Origin of the sequence: Flavobacterium sp., from assembly GCF_031423415.1 — a bacterium.
Lineage (GTDB): Bacteria > Bacteroidota > Bacteroidia > Flavobacteriales > Flavobacteriaceae > Flavobacterium.
This window is the reverse complement of sequence record NZ_JANPFL010000151.1, coordinates 1-26,448: the sequence shown is the minus strand read 5'-3', so window position 1 is coordinate 26,448 and position 26,448 is coordinate 1. Positions and strand designations below refer to the sequence as shown.

General features: G+C 36.1%; 20 protein-coding genes. 17 read left to right on the top strand and 3 right to left on the bottom strand.

Annotated features, from left to right (window positions below):
- Positions 1-42: 42 nt before the first annotated feature.
- From RMO83_RS13355 to RMO83_RS13280, 16 genes are all read left to right on the top strand, one after another.
- Complete coding sequence (locus tag RMO83_RS13355) at positions 43-2,124, top strand: TonB-dependent receptor domain-containing protein (RefSeq protein WP_310560198.1); 2,082 nt, start codon at positions 43-45, stop codon at positions 2,122-2,124.
- 67 nt (positions 2,125-2,191) lie between these two features.
- Entirely contained in the window at positions 2,192-2,668 is a 477-nt protein-coding gene (locus RMO83_RS13350; protein WP_310560197.1) for a DUF255 domain-containing protein, read from the top strand.
- A 299-nt stretch (positions 2,669-2,967) separates the two neighbouring features.
- On the top strand, positions 2,968-9,684 hold the full coding sequence (locus RMO83_RS13345; protein WP_310560196.1) for a T9SS type A sorting domain-containing protein: 6,717 nt from the start codon (positions 2,968-2,970) through the stop codon (positions 9,682-9,684).
- A 153-nt stretch (positions 9,685-9,837) separates the two neighbouring features.
- On the top strand, positions 9,838-10,248 hold the full coding sequence (locus tag RMO83_RS13340) for a BrxA/BrxB family bacilliredoxin (protein WP_310560195.1): 411 nt from the start codon (positions 9,838-9,840) through the stop codon (positions 10,246-10,248).
- Positions 10,249-10,390: 142 nt separating this feature from the next.
- A complete protein-coding gene (locus tag RMO83_RS13335; RefSeq protein WP_310560194.1) occupies positions 10,391-10,777 on the top strand; it encodes a hypothetical protein in 387 nt (128 codons plus the stop codon).
- Positions 10,778-10,923: 146 nt separating this feature from the next.
- Entirely contained in the window at positions 10,924-12,279 is a 1,356-nt protein-coding gene (locus RMO83_RS13330) for a rhodanese-related sulfurtransferase (protein ID WP_310560193.1), read from the top strand.
- Positions 12,280-12,423: 144 nt separating this feature from the next.
- Complete coding sequence (locus RMO83_RS13325) at positions 12,424-13,809, top strand: MBOAT family O-acyltransferase (RefSeq protein ID WP_310560192.1); 1,386 nt, start codon at positions 12,424-12,426, stop codon at positions 13,807-13,809.
- Between the two features lie 107 nt (positions 13,810-13,916).
- On the top strand, positions 13,917-14,816 hold the full coding sequence (locus RMO83_RS13320) for a hypothetical protein (protein ID WP_310560191.1): 900 nt from the start codon (positions 13,917-13,919) through the stop codon (positions 14,814-14,816).
- A gap of 434 nt (positions 14,817-15,250) precedes the next feature.
- Entirely contained in the window at positions 15,251-16,555 is a 1,305-nt protein-coding gene (locus RMO83_RS13315; RefSeq protein WP_310560190.1) for a regulatory iron-sulfur-containing complex subunit RicT, read from the top strand.
- The gene (locus RMO83_RS13310; RefSeq protein WP_310560189.1) at positions 16,539-17,018 is read left to right on the top strand and encodes a gliding motility lipoprotein GldH; all 480 of its coding nucleotides are present in this window, start codon (positions 16,539-16,541) and stop codon (positions 17,016-17,018) included. The genes RMO83_RS13315 and RMO83_RS13310 overlap by 17 nt, the downstream gene beginning before the upstream one ends.
- Positions 17,019-17,027: 9 nt before the next feature.
- Positions 17,028-19,340: a transglycosylase domain-containing protein gene (locus RMO83_RS13305; protein ID WP_310560188.1), complete on the top strand. Its 2,313-nt coding sequence runs from the start codon at positions 17,028-17,030 to the stop codon at positions 19,338-19,340.
- Positions 19,341-19,492: 152 nt separating this feature from the next.
- A complete protein-coding gene (locus tag RMO83_RS13300; protein ID WP_310560187.1) occupies positions 19,493-20,191 on the top strand; it encodes a CoA transferase subunit A in 699 nt (232 codons plus the stop codon).
- A gap of 68 nt (positions 20,192-20,259) precedes the next feature.
- Positions 20,260-20,718 (top strand): hypothetical protein, encoded by a 459-nt coding sequence (locus RMO83_RS13295; RefSeq protein ID WP_310560186.1) that lies wholly within the window; start codon positions 20,260-20,262, stop codon positions 20,716-20,718.
- 126 nt (positions 20,719-20,844) lie between these two features.
- Entirely contained in the window at positions 20,845-21,261 is a 417-nt protein-coding gene (locus RMO83_RS13290) for a hypothetical protein (protein WP_310560185.1), read from the top strand.
- A gap of 52 nt (positions 21,262-21,313) precedes the next feature.
- Positions 21,314-21,772: a DUF4265 domain-containing protein gene (locus RMO83_RS13285; protein WP_310560184.1), complete on the top strand. Its 459-nt coding sequence runs from the start codon at positions 21,314-21,316 to the stop codon at positions 21,770-21,772.
- 111 nt (positions 21,773-21,883) lie between these two features.
- The gene (locus RMO83_RS13280; protein WP_310560183.1) at positions 21,884-22,540 is read left to right on the top strand and encodes a CoA transferase subunit B; all 657 of its coding nucleotides are present in this window, start codon (positions 21,884-21,886) and stop codon (positions 22,538-22,540) included.
- A gap of 10 nt (positions 22,541-22,550) precedes the next feature.
- Here RMO83_RS13280 and trpS read toward each other — a convergent pair whose 3' ends face one another.
- Positions 22,551-23,522, bottom strand: coding sequence for a tryptophan--tRNA ligase (gene trpS, locus RMO83_RS13275; RefSeq protein ID WP_310560182.1), 972 nt, complete (start codon positions 23,520-23,522; stop codon positions 22,551-22,553).
- A 74-nt stretch (positions 23,523-23,596) separates the two neighbouring features.
- On the opposite strand from trpS, the gene RMO83_RS13270 reads away from it, so the two are divergent.
- Entirely contained in the window at positions 23,597-24,343 is a 747-nt protein-coding gene (locus tag RMO83_RS13270; protein WP_310560181.1) for a lysophospholipid acyltransferase family protein, read from the top strand.
- A gap of 136 nt (positions 24,344-24,479) precedes the next feature.
- Here RMO83_RS13270 and recA read toward each other — a convergent pair whose 3' ends face one another.
- Together recA and RMO83_RS13260 are read right to left on the bottom strand one after the other, a co-directional pair.
- The gene (recA, locus tag RMO83_RS13265) at positions 24,480-25,484 is read right to left on the bottom strand and encodes a recombinase RecA (RefSeq protein ID WP_310560208.1); all 1,005 of its coding nucleotides are present in this window, start codon (positions 25,482-25,484) and stop codon (positions 24,480-24,482) included.
- Between the two features lie 105 nt (positions 25,485-25,589).
- Positions 25,590-26,189 carry a hypothetical protein gene (locus tag RMO83_RS13260; protein WP_310560180.1) on the bottom strand — a complete coding sequence of 200 codons (600 nt, stop codon included), beginning with the start codon at positions 26,187-26,189 and terminating at the stop codon, positions 25,590-25,592.
- Between the last annotated feature and the right edge of the window lie 259 nt (positions 26,190-26,448).

Genomic DNA, 26,448 nt, shown 5'->3' with positions numbered 1-26,448 from the left:
GTAATTATTTTTTTAGATTTGCCTAAAATTTAATTTACCCAAATGAAATGTTTGTTTTTACTGTTTTTATTATTGGCATTTAACAGTTTGTTTTCACAAAGTAAAATTCTAGTTAAAGAAAAAGACACTATTAAAAGACATCAAAACGAAAACGAACTTAACGAAGTCGTAGTCTCTGGAACCTTAAAAGCGGTAAAACGACTAGAAAGCGCGGTTCCAGTTGAAGTTTACAGTCCTGTTTTCTTCAAGAAAAACCCAACAGCCAGTATTTATGAAGCCTTGCAAAATGTAAACGGAGTACGACCTCAACTCAATTGTGGCGTTTGCAACACGGGCGACATTCACATCAACGGATTGGAAGGTCCTTATACTTCGGTGATGATTGACGGAATGCCTATTGTAAGCAGCCTATCCACAGTTTATGGTTTGTCAGGAATTCCAAATTCGCTAGTAGAACGCATTGAAATTGTAAAAGGTCCGGCCTCTTCTTTGTACGGAAGCGAAGCCGTGGGCGGTTTAATCAATATTATTACCAAAAATCCAAACAATGCTCCCCTATTTTCAGCAGATGTTTTTACCACTTCTTGGCTGGAAACTAATGTTGATTTAGGGGCTAAATTTAATATTGGCAAAAAAGCCACTTCGCTTTTGGGTCTAAATTATTTCAATTACGATCAAACCATTGACAATGACAAAGACGGATTTACAGATGTAACGGCTCAAAACAGAATTTCGCTATTCAACAAATGGAACTTTAACCGAAATCAAAACCGAATCTTCACCATTGCTGCTCGCGGAATGTACGAAGATCGTTGGGGCGGTGATGTGCGCTGGGAGAAAAAATACCGAGGTGGAAATGAAATTTATGGCGAAAGTATTTACACCAAACGGGGCGAATTGTTGGGAAGTTACCAATTGCCCACCACCGAAAAACTGATGTTAGCGTTCTCTGGAACGGCTCACTTTCAAGACAGTCGCTACGGAACCACATCTTATATTGCGAATCAGAAAATTGGATTCCTGCAACTGACTTGGGACAAAAAAATTGGCAAAAATGATGTGCTTACCGGAATCGCTTCTCGATACACCTACTACGACGATAACACACCAGCAACGTCCATTTTGAACGAAAACAATCCTGAAAAAACTTGGCTTCCCGGTATTTTTGTACAAGATGAAATTGCGTTTAATCAAAGGCATAAAGTTTTATTGGGATTGCGATACGATTACAATTCCATACACGGCCGTATCTTGACTCCACGAATGGCTTATAAATTAAAAATCAACGACAATAACATCCTTCGTTTTAACGCTGGAACCGGATTTAGAGTCGTCAATTTGTTTACGGAAGATCACACTGCTTTAACTGGCGCCAGAGAAGTTGTTATTGCGAACAATTTAAATCCTGAAAAATCCGTTAATGCTAATTTGAATTACATCAAGAAAATCTACTTCGATAATGGAACGTTTTTGGGCATTGAAACCACCGCATTTCATACCCTTTTTAGCAATAAAATAATTCCCGATTATGAAGCTGATCCCAATAAAATAATATATGACAATATTGATGGTTATGCATTCAGTCAAGGAATTAGTTGCAATGTAGACCTCAATTTTACCAATGGATTAAAATTCATACTCGGAGCAACCTATATGGATGTATCCAATGTTGAAAATGGCGTAAAAATTAGACCAATATTGACCGAAAATTTTACAGGAACTTGGACCGTTTCGTATAAAATTAATCCAATTAAATTATCTGTTGATTACACCGGAAATGTTTACAGCCCGATGAAATTGCCTTTGTTAAGCGACACCGATCCAAGAAATCCTGATTCGCCTTGGTACAGTTTGCAAAACATTCAATTTACGTATTCAGGCTTGAAAAACTTTGAATTGTTTGGGGGAATAAAAAATCTACTTAACTTTACGCCTAAACGTAATAATCCTTTCTTAATTTCTAGAACCGAAGATCCTTTTGACAAAAATGTTCAATACGATTCGAAAGGGCAAGCATTGGTCACGCAAAACAACCCTTATGGCTTAACATTTGACACCTCGTACGTTTATGGCCCGAATCAAGGGCTTAGAGGTTTTTTTGGAGTGCGTTATAATTTATTTTAGATGGAAATGAGATATAGTTTAGACACAGATTTCCACAAATTAACACAGATTAGAGAAACGATAAATAATGAAAAAGACGCTGTACATATTATTGATTTTCTTTTGGACAATTACATCTAGTTTTGCGCAACTGAAAATCCATACTTTTGAAGAAGCCGACAAATTATCAAAAGAAAACCCTAAACCATTGGTTGTTTTCATTCATACCTCTTGGTGTCATTACTGCAAGATGATGGAAAATTCCACTTTCAAAAACCCAGAAATCATAGCTGTTTTAAACAGTAAATTCTATTTCATTTCATTGGATGCCGAAAATAAAAATGACATTCATTTCAATAATCATAAGTTTCAATTTATCCCCAACGGAAATAACACAGGTATTCATGACCTTGCCACAGCATTGGCTACCATTAACTCTCAAGTGGTTTATCCAACGGTTACTATTTTGCAAACCGATTATTCAATTGTTTTTCAAAAGCAATCTTTTTTAAATGGTAAGGAGTTGCTTGTGATTCTAAAAAAATCAAGTGAAAAGTCTTTCTAATACAGCGCTTCCAAAATAAAAAAATATTACATAAAACTTTACAATTCAATTCTATAAACTAATTTTAGTTGTTTATATTTTCCGAAAATTACTCAAAAATTCAATTAAAATTCACAATAAAAATATAGTAAAAACCTTTCGCATTGTACCACGTCGAAAAACTTATCCAACTACAACGTTATAGTTATCGGTCAATAGATACAGTTTTCATTTCTTTCGGTTAATTTTATAATTTTATAATATCTAATTTTTTGCTAAAAAATTATATCCTTCATGGTTAAGTTATTAATTTTTTAAAAATGACAAGAGTATTAAATCACATTAGCTTAATCGCAGCAATTTTTTTCGCCACGGTGGGTTGGTATAGTTATGGGCAGAACGCAATGGTTGGCAATGGGTTTGGCGGAAGCTGGGGAGGAGCTTGTAGTAGCAATTCTGGTTTTACTTATTTTTCAGCTGGGGCTGGAAGTAGTTATATCTCTCCAACCCTGACGCCATCTGCAACAGGTGATAGATATTGGCGACTAGCTGTTGATTTTAGCGGTACCATAAAACAATTACCAACAGGTACAGGGGCGGATGTGGTAGTAGCTGCAAATACAACTTATACAGCTAATGATGGCTGCACAACATCTGGAGCCTATTACATTAATGTTTCAAGCACATCAAACAGATATATCATTAAGACACAAGATGCCTCATCGGCTCCTTCAAGAAATTTTGTGATTTTTCAATTAAATGGCGCTCCCATAACCATCTCTTCGGTAACAAATCCAGGGGCTTGTCCTGGTGTCGCAAGTACGATTACAGCAACTCTTTCTGGAAGTTTACCTAGTGGTCAAGCGGTATATTTAAGATATTCTACAGATAATTTTTCAACAAGTACTGTCACTCAACTATCAGGAAGTGGAATAACTTATTCTGCAACTATTCCAGGTGCTACTAATGCCAACGGAGCTACGGTTAGATATTATATTTTTACTTCTGGAACATCAAATGTAGCATCAAACGGCTCAAACGCTGATTTATATACCATTAACTTCAATAATTCTGGGGGTACAAATTATTCATATACTGTTAGTACTGCCACTCCAGCAACACCAGGAACTATAACAGGAACAACTTCTCAATGTCCATCGATTAGTTCGCAGGTTTACAGCGTTACTGCTGTGAGTGGAGCTTCTACATACACTTGGACAGTACCCGCTTTTTGGTCAATTTTTTCAGGACAAGGCACAAATTCAATTACAGTTACAACTGGTGGCGCAGGTCAAAATGGTGACATTACCGTAACGGCTGGTAATAGTTGTGGTACAAGTGGAGTAAGAACATTGGCCGTTACTGTTGCAAATTTGCCGCCTACAATTACATCGCCCACCAACACTGCGGTAAATCCCTTTTCAGCAACATTAGGAGGCAATATTAGCTCGATAGGTTGTTCATCGGTTACAGAGCGTGGCATTTATTATAGTACTTCAAATGGTTTTGGAGATGGCGCCGGCACCAAAGTATTTTCAACAGGTACCTTTACCACAGGAACTTTTACTCAAAGCGTCACAGGACTTTCCTCAGGAACACTATATTATTACAAAGCTTTTGCAACCAATAGCGGCGGTCCGGTTTATACCACGCAAGGCTCTTTTACGACAACTAACCCAGTTACTGGAGCAAAAATAGGTCTTACCTTTAACGGCACTGGACCAACTTGGCGTTTCACAGGGGCACAGGATGCCTGCGATGCTGGATCAGCGGTTTGGCCAGGAACAAATCTTGGGTCATTGCCAGCAGGGAATGCAGTAGTACTAGTCGGTGCAAATATGGTAGCTATGACAGGTTCTACAACCCCTCAATTGTTTTATAGAGTTTACAAACAAGGCGATACGCCACCGGGTTTTTTAAGGGCAAACTTGACGACCACATCGGCTTCTTGCGGATCTACGACTAAATATGAAAGTGCCGCGCTCAACATATCCCTTGCTGTATCAACTTATGCTGTTGCCGGAACGTATAATTTTGAGGTATATCATCAAGCAACTAATGGGAGTGCTATAAATATGGGAACTTCTAGCTCGCCTTATACAGCTACATTTACTGTAACCGCAGATAACCCAACACTAACCACAGCAAATTGTGGCACTGCTGAAACCCAAATAGATTTGGCTTGGACTAAAAATGCTGCTGGTAGCAACGTAATGATTGTACGTTCTGCAGATAATACCTTTACAAATCCAACACAAGGAACTGCTTATCCAGTAAATAATACTTCCCTTGGAGGAGATACGGTGATTTACAATGGTTCTGCCACAAGTTTTTCTGATACTGGTTTAACTGCGGCAACCCAATATTACTATAAATTTTATACTTCAAACAACACTTGTTATTCAACAGGTACAACTGCTAATGCAACAACTCGCACAAGTCAACCAGGAACAATAACCGGAACTGTGACACAATGTGCTGGTGCAGCAGGTCAAATCTACAGCATTGCCGCCGTGACTGGTGCTACATCATACACTTGGACTATTCCTGCAGGATGGTCAACTGCGGGATCAACAACTAATTCTATTACTGTTACAGCTGGTGCAGGTGGACAAAACGGAGATGTCAGTGTTGTTGCAAATAATACTTGTGGTGCAAGTACTGTTCGAGCACTGGCTGTTAACGTAGTGGCAACACCAGCCACTCCAGGCTCGATAACTGGCACTATTACGCAATGCGCTTCGCTTAGTTCTCAAACATATAGTATTAGTGCGGTAACCTATGCTTCTACTTATACATGGACTGTGCCTGCCTTTTGGTCAATTTCTTTAGGACAAGGCACTACTTCAATAACCGTTACCACTGGAGGCTTAAATCAAGGCGGCGACATTACTGTAACTGCTGGTAATAGTTGTGGTACAAGTGGAGTAAGAACATTAGCGGTTACTGTCACAAATTTGCCGCCTACCATTACATCGCCCACCAACAGTGTGGTAAATCCCTTTTCAGCAACATTAGGAGGCAATATTAGCTCGATAGCTTGTTCATCGGTTACAGAGCGCGGTATTTATTGTAGCACTTTAAATGGCTTTGCAGATGGCACCGGCACCAAAGTATCATCTTTTGGTACCTTTACCGCAGGTACTTTTACTCAAAGCATTACAGGACTTTCGTCAGGAACACTATATTATTACAAAGCTTTTGCAACCAATAGCGGTGGTACGGTTTATACCACACAAGGCTCTTTTACGACAGATACCCCTCCAATACTTGCGGCAACAACAGCGGCAACAGCAATAAGTTCTAATGCTGCAAGCTCGGGTGGTAATGTTACTTCGGATGGTGGCGACCTGATAACTGAAAGAGGAATTGTTTTTTCTACAAATCCCGCACCTGTAATCGGTGGCGCAGGTGTTACAAAAGTAGTTGCACTGGGAACAACCGGTTCATTCTCTGCTAACTTAACAGGGTTAGTGCCACTTACGCTATACTATGTGCGTTCTTATGCCATAAATGGCGCAGGAACTACATACGGATCTGAAATTTCATTTACAACGATACATCCAGTCTATTCAGGCAAAGCCTACTTCACTTTTAATAATGGATCAACCTATTATACCGGATGTAACGTAAACAACATTTGCGATCCAGGTGGAAATGGTGCTTTTGATTTATTGAATAATGTAGTAAATGTTGGCTCTGTTGCCCAAGGGCAAAATATTAACATTGGTGGAAACCTAATACAATCAGGAACCGTTTTCACTGCAGCAACCATGTATTATAGAGTTTACAAAAGCGGAAACATTGCGCCTAGTTATAATAGTATTGCGTTAGCTAACAATGGAGCGCCAGGAAATGGATGTAATTCAGCTGATACGAAGTGGGAAAGACCATCATCATTTACAACTATGGTGGCTGGCTTAAATAGCTCAGGCACAGTTGAGGGAACGGGTACATATGTTGCAGAAATCTATTATACCGTTGTTTCTGGAGGTATAACTTACACTTGGTACAAAACAGGAGTTACTCCTTTTCAAGCCACTTTTACAGTAACTGAAGACATCTTTTCTGCTAAAATTGCTTTAAAAATAGGCGCTACTACAACTTGGTTTAGTGCCAATCATAACGAAGCTTGTGACCCAGGAGGAAATGCAAACTTTAACTCAAAAGACTTTGGCGTTATAGGCAGAAATCTCGGATTATCAATCGGTGGAAATATGATTGCAAACACAGCAGTAACTAATGCGTATTTAAGATATCGGGTATATTCAACTTCAATCGCTGATCCATCAAGTATTGCGTTTCAAACCATAAATCTTACAAATACTGGAACAACCAGTTGTAGTGGGACAACCAAAAAAGAACAAAATACCCCACAAGTTATTAATACTTCATTTTTTAATACTGATGGTGATTACTTTATTGAAGTTTATTTTGAAGCTACCGATCTCACAGGAGTAGTGTATTTTAATAATTCAAATAGCAACTTTAAAGCAACAATAAGTTTGTACCTTCCCACACCTGCTGCCGAACGAGACGCAAACGACGGAAATTATGATCCCAGTGTTGCAAATGGTAGCGGTATCTATGAATCGTATATGGGGGTTTTACTTAAAGATGAGTCGGGCAATCCTCTTCCTGGCTTAAACCGGGTTTTTGATATGGATGGAGCGCTCTCCAGTATTAATAATACAAACTTTGATTTTGGCACTCAAAATCCTGGATTGTCTTTTAACATAGGAACTGAAACTAAAATATTTACTAAAGGAACACACACCGATTGTGGCTGTAGTAGTTGGTATTATGTCTATAAAGACGGTGATCCCGATCCCAATAGTAATGATTTTCCGTTGCCTGATGCAGGTTTGCCTTTTACCAACCAAATCAACGGTAAATTTACACTGCTCAACTCTTCTGTGAATTTTGGTTCGAATCAAATTTTTACTAGAACAACTGGCGAGAGTGCAAATGGAACGACCTATACAAGCGCTTATAATGCGCTGCTTACTGCTGGCGGTGTACATAAAATAAAATACAAAGATTACACTGACCCAACTACTGGAGTAGTTAGCACAATAAAAATTCCCGTAAATTCAGTTCTATGTCCTACTTGTTCAGGTTCATATAGGGTCGCTGTTGCAATGCTAGCTTGGGTAAGTACAAACGGCGACTGTAATGATGCTTCAAAATTTATTTATCACAGAGACATCAATAAAAATAAAATAACCGATGCTGCTGTCGTTCTGAATCCAAATCATCCCGATGTTCCGACATCCAATGCTGGAAGTCCATCAAAAAACACCTTGCCTGGCACTACTTTATTTTATATATCAAAGGTGACAATAGGCGCTTCAGGGGGCACAGCAGCTTGGAATGGAACGACCTGGTCAAATGGACCTCCGAGTGTTAAAAAAGATGTCACAATGAGTTCAAATTATTCAACAACAACGTACGGAAGTTTTAGCTGTAACGATATGACCGTAAATGATGGTGTGACTGTGACCATTACAAATGGAAACTTCATTGAAGCACTAAACACAGTAACCACCACTGGAACAGCAAAAATCATTATAGAAAACTCTGGAAATTTTGTACAAAGATGTGACGAAAAAACGCCATCAGCTCATATAGAACATACAAAGTACACTCGGTCAATGACCGCTCTTGATTATGTATATTGGGGCTCTCCTGTTTTAGAAAATGTAATTTCGCAATTTCCTTCCGATTTTGATTGGAAATATAGATGGCAATCCGGAACAAATGGAGGTTGGCAAGGTTTAACAACGACTGTGCCTGCCGAAGGATTTATTACCCGAATTCTAACAGAAGGGACAAACGTTCCAGTAACATTTACAGGAACCGCAAATAATGGAATAGTAAAATCCTCTGTACTAAACTATGCATTAAGTACAGATCCACAAACCAGTTATTCCGACTATTTAGATTTTGCATTAATTGCAAATCCGTACCCTTGCGCCATCGATGCCAAAACGTTTTTATCCAATCCAAAAAACGATTCAATTGAAAGCACATTGTATTTCTGGACCTCTATTACACCTATGATAGACGGCGTTTATCTGCCCGATGACCCTTATCTCTATAACTATAATCCAGACGATTACGCGACTTGGAATTTTACTGGCGGCACAGCAACTATGACAAAAGCTGCAACTGCAGCCGTTGGAGTTTTAGTGCCAACTGGCAAAATAGCCTCCGGTCAGGGATTTTTTGTTGAAGTTAAAAAGGATGGGGATGTTTATTTTGATAATAGCGCGCGTTTAAAAGACAATGTAAACACACAATTTTTTAAAAAGAAACCATCTTCCAAGCAGCTTTCTCCGGCAACAACTGCTATATCATCTCAACTTGAGGAAGGTAGGATTTGGCTTAATGTAAGCAATAAAGGCAATTTCCGACAACTGCTGTTGGGTTATGTAAATGGAGCAACAAATGACTATGACTCTCGTTATGATGGCTTAGCCAATACTGATAGTCCCATCTCTATTTATACCTTACTCGGCAATAAAGATTTGGTAATTCAAGGGAGACAATTGCCATTTGATCAAAATGAAATTGTTCCTGTAGGATATGAAACCTCGATTGTTGGAGATTTTTACTTCAATATTGATGATGTAGATGGGTTTTTTAAAAATCAAAACATCTATCTAAAAGATAATTTATTAGGAATAGAACACGACTTAAAACAAAGTGCCTATCTCTTTTCAACTGGAATTGGCAGGTTTGACAAACGTTTCGAATTGAGCTTTACAAATAAAGTGTTGGGCATAAATAAACCTTCGCTAGACTCAGAAACCGTTACAATCTCTACTGCCAAAGACCTAATCAAAATCAATTCGACTGCAGAAAATATTATCTCAGCAACTATTTATGACCTGACCGGGAAAAAATTATTGTCAAAAAACAACCTCAACAATACCAATATAATTCTGGATAAACCAATAAAACTATCGGGTGTATTTATTATAAAAGTTAAGCTGTTTAACAACCAAGAAATTTCTCGAAAAGTCGTTTTTTAAAAATCTTGTTTTTATAACGTGACCCTTGCTGAATTTTTCTCCTGTTTGCTTCAATTATCAAACTATAACAAAACTTTATAATTCGATCTTATAACTTGAATTGAAACTTTGTAACTTTGCAGCTTCAAAACAATAATCTTTAAATATAAAAATATGTATCCAGAAGAAATGGTATTACCAATGCAAGCTGAGTTGACAGCCGTTGGTTTTCAAGATTTACACAATGCTGCGGCTGTAGATGCTGCAATAAAAGCAGAGGGAACAACATTAGTGGTGGTAAATTCTGTTTGTGGTTGTGCTGCTCGAAATGCACGTCCAGGTTCTGCAATGAGCTTAGACAATGTTAAAAAACCAGACCATTTGGTTACGGTTTTTGCAGGTGTTGACAAAGAAGCAGTTGATGCTGCAAGACAACATATGTTTCCTTTTCCTCCATCTTCGCCCAGTATTGCCTTGTTCAAAGATGGTGAATTAGTTCATATGCTCGAACGTCATCACATCGAGGGTCGACCTGCCGAATTGATTTCTGACAACTTGAAAGACGCTTTCAACGAGTTTTGTTAGTACTTTTTTAGAAAAAAACATACAAAAAGCACTAGTAACATAGTGCTTTTTGCTTTTTTAACTAAAATTCATTGCACTATTGTTCATTTCCACTAAATTGTATAATTTTACAATATTACAAACAGCTTTAAATATCGTAAACATGAAGTGGTTTTTTAAAATAGTAGTACTTTCTATCTTGTTACAAAGTTTTCAATGCACAGACACAGATGACAACTCTGGAGCTATAATTTCGGCGCAATTAGAAACCAAAAAACAAGAAATTCAAAATTACATCAATAGTTTTAGCTGCTCTGAAAGTGTGGGTTGTGGTTTTATTGCCTTTGGTTCAAAACCTTGCGGCGGTCCAAGAAGCTATTTGCTTTTTTCAAACAGTGTCGACTTGACAAAACTGCAAGCAATGGTTAAAACCTATAATGATATGGACGAGTTGTACAACGTTCAAACCAACGCGGTATCAGATTGTATGTTTGTAGCACCACCAACTGAAGTCAAATGTATGAATGGAATTTGCACCATTATCAAGTAAAACATTAAATTTATAAATACTCTAAAACCACGTTTCTTCGTGGTTTTTTATTTTTCTTTTTTTTACTTTTCCCATTCTTTGTGGACTTTGCGGTTAATTTTTTTACTTTTGCAAAACAATTTTTCTCAACTTAACCTGTTTATAGCATGCAACTGTACAACACTTTAAGCGCAGAAGAGCGAGCCATCTTGATTGATGATGCCGGAAAACAGCGACTCACGCTGTCTTTCTATGCTTATGCGCATTTACAAAATCCAACTCAATTTAGAAATGAATTATTTTTAGCCTGGAATCCACTCGATGTTTTAGGTCGAATTTATGTTGCCAATGAAGGGATCAACGCCCAATTATCGCTTCCGGCAGATCATTTTTATGCTTTCAAAGATACTATCGAAAAGTACGAATTCATGAATGGGATTCGGTTGAATGTTGCCGTCGAACATGATGATTATTCCTTTTTGAAACTCACCATAAAAGTCCGTGACAAAATTGTTGCCGATGGATTAGAAGATGAAACTTTCGATGTGACCAATATTGGAATTCATTTAAAAGCCAAGGAATTTAACAAATTAGTCGAAGATCCAAATACTATTGTGGTTGATATGCGCAATCATTATGAAAGCGAAATTGGTCATTTTACCAATGCCATAAAACCCGATGTGGACACTTTTAGAGAAAGTCTACCCATTATCGAAAATCAACTTTCAGAACACAAACAAGACAAAAATCTTTTGATGTATTGCACCGGCGGCATTCGATGCGAAAAAGCTAGCGCTTATTTCAAACATAAAGGTTTTGAAAATGTCTATCAACTCGAAGGCGGAATCATTGAATACACACGACAAGTCAAAGCCGAAGGTCTGGAAAGTAAATTCATCGGCAAAAACTTTGTTTTCGATCACCGCTTAGGTGAAAGAATTACAGACGATATTGTCTCGCAATGCCATCAATGTGGAAAACCTTGCGACGTGCATACGAATTGTGTGAATGAAGGCTGTCATTTGCTTTTCATCCAGTGCGAAGAATGCAAAACCGCTATGGAAGGTTGTTGTTCAACTGAATGTGTAACTATAATTCATTTGCCTGAAGAGGAACAAAAAGCCGTTCGCAGAGGCATTAAAAACGGAAATAAAATTTTCAAAAAGGGAAAATCTGATGTTTTGATTTTCAAAAATAATATTGAAACTCACGCTGCTTTTAAAACTGTAGGACCTAAAATAATTCGAATTAAAACACCCAAAATAAATAAAATCTATCTTGGAAAAGCGGTTCACTATTTTCCAAAATCAGGAATTGGACAGTTTTTAATCGAAGAAAACGAACTTGAGCTTGGCGATATCATTTTAATAAAAGGTAGTACAACAGGAGAGCAAGAACTTATCCTTTCAGAAATGTTTGTCAATGAAATCGATTCAAAAAGAGCAGTCTTGGGGGAAACCGTCACCTTTAAAATCCCTTTCCGAATTAGATTATCCGACAAATTATTCAAGGTTTTAGAATAATTTATTTACATTTGAAATAAGCATGGGCGTTTATTAAGCCCGATTAGTTCCATACAAACTATTGATTCTGTTTTTATTTAGCCAAATTATTATCCCAAAAAGATTTTGAAATACCTGTTTTCTAATCGCAACAACCCGTAAAAAATGCTATTCAACAGTTACATTTTTTTTGTTTTTCTTTTTGTCGTTCTTTCGGTATTTTACTTTTTAAAAGAGCAGCGATATAAAAAATATTGGCTCGTACTAGCCAGTTTATTCTTTTATGCTTATTGGGACTGGAAATTGTTGGGACTATTGCTTGTTTGTATTATTAGTAATTATTACTTTGCCATTTGCTTAAAAAATTCGGCAAAATCAACTAAAAATTGGCTGGTATTCGGTATTGTTTTCAACCTTTCGGTATTAATTATTTTTAAATATTTTAATTTTTTTATTGACTCATTCGATCAAATAACAAAAATTTTAGGGTTTAGTTTAAATCGAGCTCATCTCTACCTAGTTTTGCCTATTGGTATTTCATTTTATACTTTTAAAGCCATAGCTTATTTAATAGATGTTTACAAAAAACAAATTGAACCAACAAGGGAAATTCTTGACTTAACATTATATTTAAGCTTTTTTCCTCAATTAATAGCAGGACCTATACAACGAGCCGAATATATTTTCCCACAATTAGCGTCCTCTTTAACCCCATCAAAAACACAAGTAAAAGACGCCTTTTTTTTAATTTCTATAGGATTATTCCAAAAAGTAATGATTGGTGACGCTTGTGGTAGAATTGTCGATTCTATTTTTTTTGATTTGAGTAAATATTCTTCTTTTGAAATAGTAAGCGCAGTTGTATTATTCACTTTTCAAATTTATGCTGATTTTGCTGGATACTCAAATATAGCACGTGGTTTGGCAAAACTTTTCGGAATCGAACTAACTATCAATTTCAAACAGCCTTACAGTTCAAAAAACATTAAGGAATTTTGGGAACGATGGCATATTTCATTATCGACTTGGTTACGTGATTATTTGTACATCCCTTTGGGCGGTAATAGAAATGGGAAAAATATTTTATATCGGAATTTATTAATCGTCATGATATTGGGCGGATTGTGGCATGGTGCTGGCTGGAATTATATCCTTTGGGGCTTTTATCACGGGTTGTTACTCATACTTTTTCACAGCAATAAGTCGATTTCTTTGCCTAAATATGTCAATAGTATTGTAACTTTTATGGCAATAACTATAGGCTGGGCAATTTTTAGAATAACTAGTTTATCCCAATTAAATTTATTTTTACAAGAACTATTTATTTTGGATTTAGGAAATTATTATGGCAGATTTATAAAAATGATTTTAACATTTGGCTGTGTTCTGTTTACAATAGACTGGCTTCAAATTAAATACAAAAATGATGCGATTTTTACGAATTTTAAAAATCAATCATTTGCGTTCGGATTAACAGCTAGTTTGTTATTTGTAAGTTTAATTTATATTTTAACAAAAAAAACCTCCCCTTTTATCTATTTTCAATTTTGAGAACTTACACAATTAAAATACTAAGTTTCGTCGGTGGATTTTTCCTGATAGTCTTCGGTCTAGAGTTTTTCTTAAAATTTAGCGAAATCAAACTACCATTCAAAACATTGGACCCACAAATTGGTAAAACCTATCAATCCAATGTTCCCATTAACGAAATTAGGGAAGGCTTTTATATGGGAGAAACCAACTCAAATGGGTTTATTGGAAAAAGCAGGACAAAAGATAATATATTCCGCATCGCCCTATTTGGGGATTCTTATACTGAAGGCTTTCAGCTTTTCGAGCCTTATAAATTTGCTAGAGTTTTAGAAAAATCATTAAACGAAAAATCTGAAATCGAAGTCGAAGTTCTAAATTTTGGCATCAGCAATGTCGTTTTACCAGAAATGTACATAAGAAAAAAGAGGCTTGCCGAAAAATTTGATATTGATTTATATGTTTATGTTTTTGATAGTTATGATTTTGTGATGGAGCCTGAAGGGATTTTAAACAGCGTTGAATTAATAGAAAAAAACAACAAACTACTCATTGTTCCAAACACCTCAAAACAGTATCAATTCTATCAGAAAATGCAATTCGTAATCGATAAAAGTTCGTATTTAAATTTTACTTTAGACGCTTACTTACTTATCCGTCGAGGCAAAATAATGCCTATACTATTTGACAAATTTTATCCCCCAAAAAAAATTAATTATCGAAAAAAATATTCCGATCTACAGTTCAACAATTTATCAACAAGATATTTAAAAATAATTTCAGAAATGGAAAAAGATAAATCTGTTTTTGTTTTTAGAGAAAATGCAAACAAAAAACTTAAATCTAAATTACAACACTATAATATTCCAATAATCGAAACTCGTACGGCCTTAAATACGTTAAGACAAAAAAAAATTAATCCTTATTATTGGAAATTAACGCAAACTAAAGGACACTTGAATTATGAAGGAAATAGCGTTTTCGGAATTTATTTGAGCAACCAATTAGTGCCTTTTATAAAAAAGTAACTCTCTTTTAATAAATACAAAAACACCTCACAACTATTTCTACGCAGATAAAGCTGCTTCTGGTCGGGAAAATACGTTTAAACCTATTACAAAATTAAATGATTTCTAAGCAACATAAAGTTTTAGTCAGATTTACAATACTAAAAAACCGTCAGATTTGAGGTTGTGATGTTAAGCAGCCTATTTGAAAAATGCAAACTCGCTACCAAAGCTTGTCCACTGAAAACTATATCAGTCAAAGAAACGTAGTTTTTATTTAATTTTAGATTAAAAATAAACTAATTTCAGCTTAATTTGTTGACCCTTTTTTTAATAAATAATTATGCATTTTTGAGCTACTTCACTCTTGCGACATAAAATTAAAAAATACTATCTTTACAGATTAAACGTTTAAGAACTTAAGTTGTGCTTGTCACGACACTACATATAAAATTATGGCATGTACAAGTTGTTCAACTTCTGATGGAGGTGCTCCAAAGGGTTGTAAAAATAATGGGACTTGCGGCACCGATAGCTGCAATAAATTAACAGTTTTCGACTGGCTTTCAAATATGAGTTTACCCAATGGAGAAACTCCTTTTGACTGTGTTGAAATACGTTTCAAAAACGGGAGAAAAGAATTCTACCGCAATACCGAAAAACTAACTTTAAGCATTGGAGGCATTGTCGCTACCGAGGCTTCTCCGGGACACGACATCGGAATTGTTACATTGACGGGCGAATTGGTAAAAATCCAAATGAAGAAAAAAGGAGTGAATCACTCTAGTGCTGACGTTGCTAAAGTCTATAGAAAAGCTTCCCAAAGAGATATTGATATTTGGTCGGCTGCACGAGATAAAGAAGAACCTATGAAGGTTCGCGCTCGAGAATTAGCTATTTCGCAAAAACTAGAAATGAAGATTTCTGACATCGAATTTCAAGGCGATGGTTCAAAAGCAACCTTTTATTATACTGCCAATGACAGAGTTGATTTTAGACTGTTAATCAAAGATTTTGCTAAAGAATTTAGCACTAGAGTCGAGATGAAACAAGTAGGTTTGCGTCAAGAAGCAGCTCGTTTGGGCGGCATTGGATCTTGTGGAAGAGAATTGTGTTGTTCTACTTGGCTAACGGATTTTAGAAGCGTAAACACCTCAGCAGCTCGTTACCAACAGTTGTCATTAAACCCACAAAAACTGGCGGGACAATGCGGAAAATTGAAATGTTGTTTGAATTATGAGCTGGATACTTATATGGATGCTTTGAAAGGTTTCCCAGATTTCGACACCAAATTAGTTACCGAAAAAGGCGATGCTATTTGTCAAAAACAAGATAATTTCAAAGGATTGATGTGGTTTGCTTACACCAATGATTTTGCCAATTGGCATGTTTTAAAAATCGAACAAGTCAAAGAAATTGTTGCCGAAAATAAACTAAAAAACAAGGTTGCATCTCTCGAAGATTATGAAATTGTTATTGCTGTAGAGCCTGAACAACACTTTAATAACGCAATGGGTCAAGAAAGTTTAACCCGTTTTGACCAACCAAAGAAAAAGAAAAAATCAAATAAAAAACGCAAAAGTGGTGAGAATTTAATTGTAGCAAATAATAATAACAATAGTAATATCAGCAACAATAATAGGCAAAATAACAATAGTAACAAGCCCAACAATAACTCCAAGCCCAACAATTCAAACGACACAAAACCTGTAGTAGCTAGGAAACCTATAATTATTACTAAAAATGAGAATAAGGAATAGCGCATTACTAATTTTAGTTGCAATTCTCTTTTTTTCTTGTGACAAAAAAAGAGTTTTCGACGAATACAAATCTGTGGGAACTGCTTGGCACAAAGACAGTATTGTAACTTTCGATTTGCCCGAATTAGATTCAACAAAACGCTACAATCTTTTTGTAACTTTGAGAGACAACAACAACTATCCGTTCAACAATCTCTTTTTGATTGTGGGAATTGAAATGCCAAATGGTTTTACAAAAGTGGACACCCTTGAATATAAAATGGCTAATCCTGATGGATCATTAATGGGAGATGGCTTTTCTGATATCAAAGAAAACAAACTTTTCTACAAAGAAAAAGTGCGATTTAGAGGAAAATACAAAGTAAACATTAAACAGGCAGTTCGTGAAAACGGAAAAGTTCCCGGAGTAACCGCATTGGAAGGAATCACCGAAGTTGGTTTTAGAATAGAAAACAGAGATTAAAAAGTAATTATGGCTAGTCAAAAAAACAATATTCAGACAAAAAATACCGAAAAAGACATAAACTACTATAAAAAGAAATTCTGGAAAGTTTTCTTTTATGGACTTGGCGGATTGTTATTATTTTTCTTGTTTGCCTCTTGGGGACTTTTTGGCTCGATGCCTTCATTCGAAGATTTAGAAAATCCCGATTCTAACTTAGCCACCGAAATAATCTCGGCTGATGGAGTAATTTTGGGTAAATATTTCGAAAAAAACAGATCACAATTAAAATATTCTGACTTACCCAAAAACCTTGTCGATGCATTGGTAGCCACTGAAGACGCTCGTTTCTACGAACATTCAGGCATAGATGGAAGAGGAACTTTAAGAGCCATCGCAAGCCTTGGAACCAGTGGTGGTGCAAGTACCTTGACACAACAATTAGCCAAACAATTATTCCACGGAGAAGGGTCAAAATTCTTGCCTTTTAGAATCGTACAAAAAATAAAGGAATGGATAATTGCCATCCGATTGGAAAGACAATATACGAAAAACGAAATCATCGCCATGTATTGCAATGTCTACGATTTTGGAAATTATTCGGTGGGCGTAAGTTCGGCAGCGCAAACCTATTTTTCAAAAGCGCCCAAAGATTTAACCATTGACGAATCGGCAATCTTGGTTGGAATGTTTAAAAATTCAGGCTTATACAATCCTGTCAAAAATCCCCAAGGAGTTAAAAACCGTAGAAATGTGGTGCTTTTGCAAATGGAAAAAGGAGGGATTATTACCGAAGGACAAAAAGAAAAACTTCAAGCTTTGCCTATCACCTTACATTTCAAATTAGAAAGTCACCGTGAAGGAACCGCAACATATTTCAGAGAATATTTGCGTGATTATATGAAAAAATGGGTGGAAGAAAACAAAAAAGCAGACGGTTCTGATTATAACATCTACAAAGACGGTTTGAAAATCTACACCACCATCGATTCTCGAATGCAATTGTATGCCGAGGAAGCCGTTGAAAAACATATGGCAAACCTGCAAGAGCAATTTTTCGATGAAGCCAAAACAAATAAAAACGCTCCTTTTGTCAACATTTCTAAAGCTGAAACAGCTCGCCTCTTGACGCAAGCTATGAAATCATCATACCGCTGGACAGTAATGGCGGAAATGGATAAAAGCGATGAAGAAATCGAAGCTTCTTTCAGCCAAAAAACCAAAATGAAAGTATTCACTTGGAAAGGTGAAAGAGACACTATTATGACTCCTATGGATTCCATTAGATACTACAAACACTTTCTGCAATCGGGTTTAATGGCAATGGAGCCTCAAACTGGAAATATTAAAGCTTGGGTTGGTGGTATCAATTATAAATATTTCCAATACGATCACGTAGGTCAAGGTGCAAGACAAGTAGGTTCTACATTCAAACCATTTGTATACGCAACCGCTATCGAACAATTAGGAATGTCGCCTTGCGATACGATCCTTGATGGGCCATTCATGATTCGAAAAGGCCGTCATCATGTTACTGAAGATTGGGAACCAAGAAATTCCGACAACAAATACCGCGGAATGGTAACTCTCAAACAAGGTTTGGCAAACTCCATTAATACAATTTCGGCAAAATTAATCGATAAAACTGGTCCAGAAGCAGTAGTAGAATTAACACACAAATTAGGTGTTAAATCCGAAATTCCTGTCCAACCTTCTATTGCTCTTGGAGCTGTTGATATTACGGTAGAAGATATGGTTGCGGCCTACGGAACTTTTGCCAACCAAGGTGTTTACGTAAAACCACAATTTATCAGCCGTATCGAAGATAAAAGCGGCGTAATCATCTACGAACCAATACCCGAATCTCACGATGTGTTGAATAAAGACATTGCTTTTGCCGTAATCAAATTGCTAGAAGGCGTTACCGAAAGTGGTTCTGGTGCCAGATTAAGAACACAAGGTGGCGGAAGCGGCGACAACCGCTGGACAGGCTATCCGTATATGTTTACCAACCCCATTGCTGGAAAAACCGGAACAACACAAAACCAGTCTGATGGTTGGTTTATGGGAATGGTACCCAACCTTGTTACCGGAGTTTGGGTCGGTTGCGAAGACCGTTCAGCACGTTTCAAAAGTTTAACTTATGGTCAAGGAGCAACTGCTGCCTTACCTGTTTGGGCTTATTTTATGAAAAAATGCTACGAAGACAACAACCTGAAAGTCTCCAAAGAAGATTTCGATAGACCTGCGAATCTCTCTATAAAAGTAGATTGCTACACCCGACCAGCAGTTGTAAAAGACACGACTGCGGTAGAACAACAAACCGAGGAATTCGGGTTGTAATAGTCATTGCGAGTTCCTATAACTATCGTAACACCGCAATCTGTAGTTATTGATTTGTTTAATGAGGAGCTATTTCCTGCTGTACACTGTATCTTTTGTGGCGAACACCGCCACAAAAGGATGCCGTTCCCATCAGGGCTAAAAAACCCGATATGATTAACAAAAAAGTAAATAACGTACAAGAAGCACTAGATGGAATCGAAAACGGAATGACCCTAATGCTGGGTGGTTTCGGATTGTGTGGTATTCCCGAAAACTCCATTGCCGAACTCGTCAAAAAAGAAACCAACAATCTTACTTGTATTTCTAACAATGCTGGCGTGGATGATTTTGGTCTTGGATTGCTGTTGCAAAAACACCAAATCAAAAAAATGATTTCTTCCTACGTAGGAGAAAATGCCGAATTCGAACGCCAAATGCTGACCGGCGAACTCGAAGTAGAACTCATTCCGCAAGGAACTTTAGCCGAACGTTGTCGCGCAGCCCAAACCGGGATTCCCGCTTTTTTCACGCCAGCTGGTTTCGGAACTGAAGTTGCCATAGGCAAAGAAACCCGAGAATTCAACGGAAAAATGCACGTAATGGAATTGGCTTTTAAAGCCGATTTTGCCATTGTAAAAGCTTGGAAAGGCGACACGGCAGGGAACCTCATCTTCAAAGGAACCGCCCGAAATTTCAATCCTTGTATGGCTGGTGCCGCAAAAATCACCATCGCTGAAGTCGAAGAATTAGTTGATGCCGGAACCCTCGATCCCAACCAAATTCACACTCCCGGAATATTCGTGCAACGCATTTTTCAAGGGGAGAAATATGAAAAGAGGATTGAGAAGAGAACGGTTAGGGAAAAATAGTGTTCAGTTTTCAGTTTTTAGTGATCAGTTCGAAAAAGAAAATAGTTTATACTTATAAAAAACAGAAAATGACTCGGAATATATTTATTATGCTTTTTTTAATCTTAGTCTCTTGTAATAACTCTGAGTTCAAATCACATCGTATTAAATCAGGATTTACAAATGAGCCAGGTGAATATTCAATCTTTTTAAAAGATTTTAAAACTAGAAAAATAATAGTAAAACAACTTAAAGACGAATCTATAATATTTGCGATTACCGACAATTCAAATAAAATATTATTTCAGCAAGATTTAAACGAAACTTTCAGTTCATATCATTACTGGTGTTTATATGTTGATGTAGAAGCAAATATTTGGTTTTATAATTCGGATTATTCATCATCGAAAGCAATTATCTTTAACAAAAAAACAGATTTGTACGAAATGAAAGATTTTTGCAATGAGAAATTAGTATTACCCGAAGAATTTAAAAAAGAATTGGTTTTAAAAAACACCTTTAAAAATTGCAAATCAATTAGTAAATAAAACAATTAGCGACAGCTTGAAGGTGAATATCAATTATTATTCAAGCAAAACTTATAGGACTTATATGGTTCAAAAAAACATCTAATATTCAGGTCAAATCAAAACTTAAATTAACTTTGTACTACAATGAAATATATAGTAATATTTGTTAGTGTATTTCTTTTTTCTTGCAATAATAAACAGCAAAATCAACCTAAAAATTTCAATGAAAAAATTGTAGATTTTGCAATTGAAAACTCAAACGACAAATTTATAGAACTTCCAAATTTATACGATTCTTTATCCAAAAATATTGTAAATGATAACACTGAAAAACTAATTTTAGTACAAACACTTAAAAATAAAAGTTTTAAAGTTATAAATTGGGGGCGTGGAAATCATCCTTTGGGATCACGAATTGTATCCATAACTTTAAAAAAAGATAGTTGCGAATGCGAAGTCGACAAAATATATTATTCAAGCATTGATTCAATTGACAATGTTAGCGAAAGAATTAAATGTTATAAAGTACTTGACAAAAGCAAAGGTTTACAACAAAATTGAAAATAGAACGGTTCGAGGAAGAAAATAAATTAAAGAATAAATATTTCTCAAAATGGATAACCAAGATGCAAAAATACTTTTCAGATTCTTCAGTAATGTATTAGATGAGTGGACAGTAGAAACAATGTGGGCTACAACAATTAATGTAGAAAAAGGTTTGTACAAACTAGACAACATTCCTTTTTATGCTTCGGTATCTTGTGATGATATCGTATTTGCTGAATATGACAAAGACGAAGAAATGTTAACTTACAGAAAAACCATTGAACATTCAGGAAATTCAACCATACAAGTTATTATACTAAACAAAGAGATAGCGACAAATGATTTACGAGAAATTTTCAATGATTTTGGTTGTGAATCTGAAAAATTCAAAGAAGGTTATTTTGTAATTGAAATTCCAGCAAAAATAGATTACACACCAATAAGACAAAAACTCATCGACCTTGAAGAGAAAAATATAATTTCATTTGCTGAACCTAATTTATCGAACAATCATTTTTACGAATAAGAAGAACATAAAAACTTAAATGACCTTAAATTCCTTATATGGTTCAAAAAACATAGTGTTCAGTTTGAAAAAGAAAACTTATATGACTTATATGGTTCAATAAACAAAATTATGCTAACAAAAGAAGACATCGCCAAACGAATAGCCCAAGAAGTCAAAGACAACTACTTTGTAAACCTCGGAATTGGTATTCCAACATTGGTAGCCAATTATATCCCAAAAGGAATTGACGTGGAATTTCAAAGTGAAAACGGCGTTCTCGGAATGGGACCTTTCCCTTTTGAAGGCGAAGAAGATGCTGATTTAATCAACGCTGGAAAACAAACCATCACCACTTTGCAAGGTGCCAGTTTTTTTGATTCAGCGATGAGTTTTGGAATGATTCGTGGACAACACGTCGATTTGACGATTCTTGGTGCGATGGAAGTTGCCGAAAACGGCGATATTGCCAACTGGAAAATCCCTGGAAAAATGGTCAAAGGAATGGGTGGCGCTATGGATTTAGTTGCTTCGGCCGAAAATATAATCGTGGCAATGATGCACGTTAACAAAGCGGGAGAAAGTAAAATTCTCAAAAAATGTACTTTGCCCCTAACAGGCGTTGGTTGCGTAAAAAAAATTGTAACCGAGTTGGCCGTTCTCGAAATAACTCCAAAAGGTTTTAAACTCTTAGAACGTGCACCAGGAGTTTCTGTAGAGCATATCATCGCTTCCACCGAAGCAAATTTAATTATCGAAGGCGAAATTCCAGAAATGGTGATTGATTAAAATTTAAAATTTACTCAAACCCTAATTTTTCTCTCACTTTAGCTAAAACTCCATTGGCAACAACACCAGCTTTTTCGGCTCCTACTTTCAACAAAGTATCAACTTCTGCAAGATTTTTAATGTAATAGTTATATTTCTCTCTCTCAGTTTTGAATTTTTCTACAATCAGTTCAAACAAGGCTTGTTTTGCATGACCGTAACCGTAGTTTCCACCTAAATAATTGGCTCTCATTACTTCTATTTGTTCTTGGGTTGCCAACAAAGAATAAATAGCAAAAGCATTGCAAGTATCAGGATTTTTTGGCGCTTCAAGCGGTGTGCTGTCGGTTTCGATGCTCATTACTTGTTTGCGCAACCCTTTATCATCCAAGAAAACATTGATGATATTATTGGCGGATTTGCTCATTTTTCCACCATTGGTTCCCGGAATGAGCATGCTGTCTTTTTGGATTATGGCTTCAGGAATTACAAAAGTTTCTCCCATTTGATGATTGAAACGAGAAGCCACATCGCGAGTAATTTCAAGATGCTGCAATTGGTCTTTTCCTACGGGAACAAACTGTGCATCGTATAATAAAATATCAGCAGCCATCAACATTGGATATGAAAATAATCCAGCATTTACGTCTTCTAATCGATCGGCTTTGTCTTTGAAAGAATGCGCCAATGTCAATCTTTGGAAAGGGAAAAAGCAACTCAAGTACCAAGACAATTCAGCTGTTTGTGGTACATCAGACTGACGGTAAAAAACCACTTTATCCACATTCAAACCACAGGCTAGCCAAGCTGCTGCAGTGCTATAGGTGTTTTCTCTTAATGTTTTGCCGTCTTTTATTTGGGTAATCGAATGCAAATCGGCAATGAAAAGGAACGATTCATTTTTAGGGTCATTCGATAATTCAATTGCGGGAATGATTGCGCCAAGTAAGTTTCCTAAATGTGGTGTTCCTGTGCTTTGAACGCCAGTGAGTATTTTTGCCATTGTAAAAGATTGCTATTTTTGACAAAGTTAATTCTTTTACTAAAAATTACACACTTTTCATTACTTTTGACGCTATGAGAGGAATAAAAATCATTTTTTGGTCCGTTTGGCGAGTCTGGTTATATGTATTAATGACCATTCCTATTCTAATTATGTTTCCTTTTTTAGTGGCTTCCATTTTGACCGAAAGTGGCTATTCCTATTTTTTTAAAATGGCTAGAATTTGGGCGAAAGTTATTCTTTTTGGAATGGGTTTTTATTATAAAATCGAAAAAGATCAAGAGCTCGAACAACATCAAAGTTATATGTTTGTTGCCAATCACACTTCGATGGTCGATATAATGTTGATGCTCGTCTCTGTAAAGAAACCTTTTGTTTTTGTGGGCAAAAAAGAATTAGTAAAAATTCCCTTGTTTGGGTTTTTCTACAAACGAACCTGTATTTTAGTCGACAGAACAAGTTCCAGAAGCAAGCACGGGGTTTTTGAACGAGCACAAAAAAGAATAGATCAAGGACTCAGCATTTGTATTTTCCCAGAAGGAGGAGTTCCTAGTGATGAATCCATAGTTTTAGACAGCTTTAAAGACGGCGCTTTCCGATTGGCAATTGACCATCAATTATCGATTGTTCCCATTGCTTTTGCAGATAATAAAAAGCGATATTCCTATACCATTTTTAGTGGAAGCCCAGGGCTTTTGCGCGTAAAAATTCTTCCTTTTATTGAAACAGCAGGAAAAACAATGGCAGACAAGAATAGTCTTAAAGACCAAGCTTGGAAAGTAATTCATAAACAATTATTGGAGTTTCAGAAGAAGAAGTAGCTTTTAGTTAAAACCTTTTATAGTTGACACTAAATAATTCTTGCTCTATTGTGTTGTGACGCTTCCAGCGTGAAAAGAGGCGTATAGAATTATCGTTTGCAAAAAAAAGTTCGCCGTGGCGAACTCTTTTCTAATTTTAAGCATTATTTTCTTTAATCTTAGCCTTGATTTTTTCTTCCAACTCATCGGCTAATTCTGGGTTATCTTTAATTAATGATTTCACAGCATCACGACCTTGACCTAATTTGGTGTCACCATAACTAAACCAAGACCCTGCTTTTTTGATGATTTCAAATTCAACAGCCAAGTCCAAGATTTCTCCTGTTTTCGAAATTCCTTCGCCATACATAATATCAAATTCGGCGACTTTGAACGGTGGAGCCACTTTGTTTTTCACGACTTTCACTTTGGTTCTGTTACCTAGAACGTTATCACCATCTTTTATTTGTGTCGAACGACGAATATCCAAACGAACCGAAGCGTAAAACTTCAAGGCATTTCCACCTGTAGTAGTTTCAGGATTTCCGAACATTACTCCAATTTTTTCTCTCAACTGGTTGATGAAGAAAACCGTACAATTGGTTTTGCTGATGGTTCCAGTTAATTTTCTCAAGGCTTGAGACATCAAACGAGCGTGTAATCCCATTTTAGAATCTCCCATTTCGCCTTCGATTTCACTTTTTGGAGTCAAAGCAGCAACCGAGTCAATCACGACAATATCAATCGCGCCAGAACGAATCAAGTTCTCGGCAATTTCCAAAGCTTGTTCCCCATTGTCCGGTTGCGATATGATTAAGTTTTCGATGTCAACGCCTAATTTTTCGGCATAATTTCTATCGAAAGCGTGTTCTGCATCTATAAAAGCAGCAATTCCACCCGCTTTTTGAGCTTCTGCAATGGCATGCAATGTTAAAGTTGTTTTTCCTGAAGATTCTGGACCGTATATTTCAATCACTCTTCCTCTTGGGTAACCGCCAACGCCCAAGGCTAAATCGATTCCCAAAGATCCAGAAGAAATAGTTTCTACTTCTACAATCGCTTTGTCACCCATTTTCATTACGGTGCCTTTTCCGTAAGTTTTATCCAGCTTGTCAAGTGTAAGCTGTAGTGCTTTTAATTTGGCTTCTTTTTCTGAACTCATCTCTTTTACCTTTTCTTTCATTATATTTTTTTTGTGCTTATCTTTTTGTAAAAATACTTCTTTTTTTGGAAGTAGCAAGGGGAATTTTTGAATGTATAAATCTATTTAATCTTCTTTATAAATATCAAAATCTTTGAATTTAATAACACCGAAATCTTTTTTGGTTTTGCCGTAAAATTCTACTTTGTTAGTGTCGTTGACGTGAAAACTTTGTCCACCATCTCGATGGAGATACCAATTTTTATCTTCATTTGAATATTTATAAGTAATAGTTTGTGTCCATCTCCAAGCGCTTCCGCCGTAATGTTCAACAGAAAAATAACCGTCTTTAATTGTTACACCTTCATAAGGATCTCCCATCATTCCTCCACAATCATAACACAAAACTGAATTATCATTTCTTCCTGCAAATGTATAAGTGTTGTTTTCTGAACCTATTAAAATTATTAACGGACGTTTTTCTTGTTTATCATCTGCAAAATTTGAAGTTGTTTCTTCATTGTTTTTCTTCAATATCAATATGTAATCTGGATATTTATCTAGGTTTAAATTTCCTTTTATCGCATCTAAAATTTTATAGTCGGCAGGTATAAATACTGAAAATTTATTTTTTAAATCTCTATCATAATATTTATCTGGGTATGTTTTGATTAAAAAACAGATTCTTTCTTTTACATAATCTGCCTTGTCCTGAGTTTTACTCATCAAATCATCTCTACCATTTCCTAGACCAGTTTCTTTAGAATCAATTTTCTTAAATTCTGCATCTCTGATTTTTAGCCAATCAAGCTGTTTTATTCGAAGTATTTCTTTTGAATTTGTATTTAGTCAACCCTTAAAAAGAGCTATTTTTAATTTCCACAAAAATAGGAATATTATTTTCAGGATAGAAGTTGAACAAATAATTAAGCCAAAAAACAATTTGTTCCTTGATTTGGTTGAATCGGAGCTTAAAATTGTACCC

Excerpts from the sequence above, each read along its gene's own strand:
- RMO83_RS13350 (WP_310560197.1), top strand. The coding sequence starts at position 2,192 with ATGAAAAAGACGCTGTACATATTATTGATTTTCTTTTGGACAATTACA.
- RMO83_RS13295 (WP_310560186.1), top strand. The coding sequence starts at position 20,260 with ATGACTCGGAATATATTTATTATGCTTTTTTTAATCTTAGTCTCTTGT.
- RMO83_RS13355 (WP_310560198.1), top strand. The coding sequence starts at position 43 with ATGAAATGTTTGTTTTTACTGTTTTTATTATTGGCATTTAACAGTTTG.
- RMO83_RS13270 (WP_310560181.1), top strand. The coding sequence starts at position 23,597 with ATGAGAGGAATAAAAATCATTTTTTGGTCCGTTTGGCGAGTCTGGTTA.
- RMO83_RS13315 (WP_310560190.1), top strand. The coding sequence starts at position 15,251 with ATGGCATGTACAAGTTGTTCAACTTCTGATGGAGGTGCTCCAAAGGGT.
- RMO83_RS13325 (WP_310560192.1), top strand. The coding sequence starts at position 12,424 with ATGCTATTCAACAGTTACATTTTTTTTGTTTTTCTTTTTGTCGTTCTT.
- RMO83_RS13305 (WP_310560188.1), top strand. The coding sequence starts at position 17,028 with ATGGCTAGTCAAAAAAACAATATTCAGACAAAAAATACCGAAAAAGAC.
- RMO83_RS13280 (WP_310560183.1), top strand. The coding sequence starts at position 21,884 with ATGCTAACAAAAGAAGACATCGCCAAACGAATAGCCCAAGAAGTCAAA.
- RMO83_RS13345 (WP_310560196.1), top strand. The coding sequence starts at position 2,968 with ATGACAAGAGTATTAAATCACATTAGCTTAATCGCAGCAATTTTTTTC.
- RMO83_RS13285 (WP_310560184.1), top strand. The coding sequence starts at position 21,314 with ATGGATAACCAAGATGCAAAAATACTTTTCAGATTCTTCAGTAATGTA.
- RMO83_RS13340 (WP_310560195.1), top strand. The coding sequence starts at position 9,838 with ATGTATCCAGAAGAAATGGTATTACCAATGCAAGCTGAGTTGACAGCC.
- RMO83_RS13290 (WP_310560185.1), top strand. The coding sequence starts at position 20,845 with ATGAAATATATAGTAATATTTGTTAGTGTATTTCTTTTTTCTTGCAAT.
- RMO83_RS13260 (WP_310560180.1), bottom strand. The coding sequence starts at position 26,189 with ATGAGTAAAACTCAGGACAAGGCAGATTATGTAAAAGAAAGAATCTGT.
- trpS (WP_310560182.1), bottom strand. The coding sequence starts at position 23,522 with ATGGCAAAAATACTCACTGGCGTTCAAAGCACAGGAACACCACATTTA.
- RMO83_RS13335 (WP_310560194.1), top strand. The coding sequence starts at position 10,391 with ATGAAGTGGTTTTTTAAAATAGTAGTACTTTCTATCTTGTTACAAAGT.
- RMO83_RS13310 (WP_310560189.1), top strand. The coding sequence starts at position 16,539 with ATGAGAATAAGGAATAGCGCATTACTAATTTTAGTTGCAATTCTCTTT.
- recA (WP_310560208.1), bottom strand. The coding sequence starts at position 25,484 with ATGAGTTCAGAAAAAGAAGCCAAATTAAAAGCACTACAGCTTACACTT.
- RMO83_RS13300 (WP_310560187.1), top strand. The coding sequence starts at position 19,493 with ATGATTAACAAAAAAGTAAATAACGTACAAGAAGCACTAGATGGAATC.
- RMO83_RS13330 (WP_310560193.1), top strand. The coding sequence starts at position 10,924 with ATGCAACTGTACAACACTTTAAGCGCAGAAGAGCGAGCCATCTTGATT.